This window comes from Fervidicella metallireducens AeB (genome assembly GCF_000601455.1).
Classification (GTDB): Bacteria; Bacillota; Clostridia; order Clostridiales; family Caloramatoraceae; genus Fervidicella; species Fervidicella metallireducens.
The window spans coordinates 1-752 of sequence record NZ_AZQP01000150.1 but is presented as its reverse complement, the minus strand read 5'-3'; the positions used below and the strand labels follow the sequence as shown (position 1 = coordinate 752).

Genomic DNA, 752 nt, shown 5'->3' with positions numbered 1-752 from the left:
CCGTGTGTTTTTAAGAGGTAATTTAATGAAAAATAGGACATTTCATGTCCGGGTAAAAAATTAAATTCAAGTATATTATTAGATTAAAGAGTTGGCCAACTTAATAAAACAATAGATTTTATAAGGAGGTATACAGAATGAATGAATTAATAAAAGTAGATTACAGCAGAGAAGAACCAACAGTATCAGCAAGAGAACTTCACAAGTTTTTAGAGATTGGGACAGAGTTTAGACATTGGTTTCCCAGGATGTGTGAATATGGGTTTACAGAGGGAATAGATTATACCCCGGTCATTTTTGACCACCCCCAAAACCATCAGCCCACAACAGATTATTATTTAACAATACCTATGGCAAAAGAGCTGTGTATGATTCAAAGAACTGAAAAAGGGAAAATAGCACGACAATATTTTCTTTCTATTGAACAGGCATGGAATACACCTGAAATGGTAATGTCAAGAGCTTTAAAGATGGCTGAGAACCATATACAATCTCTTAAATTATTAAATTCAAAGCTAAGTGTTGAAAATGAAATTATGAGACCAAGAGCAGAATATTTTGATGACCTTGTTGAAAGGAATCTGCTTACTAATTTTAGAGATACAGCTAAAGAATTAAAAATAAAGGTAAAGGACTTTATAGGATTTTTAATTGATAAAAAATACATCTATCGTGATAAAAAAGGAAGTTTAAAACCTTATGCAGACAAAAATGATGGTTTATTCGAAATTAAAGAAGCAAAGAATGATAGT

General features: G+C 31.2%; 1 protein-coding gene. It reads left to right on the top strand.

Going from position 1 to position 752, the window contains the following annotated elements; translation table 11 throughout:
* Positions 1 to 137 precede the first annotated feature (137 nt).
* Positions 138 to 752: antA/AntB antirepressor family protein (locus Q428_RS14220; RefSeq protein ID WP_051515199.1), on the top strand; the 615-nt coding region annotated here is incomplete at its 3' end.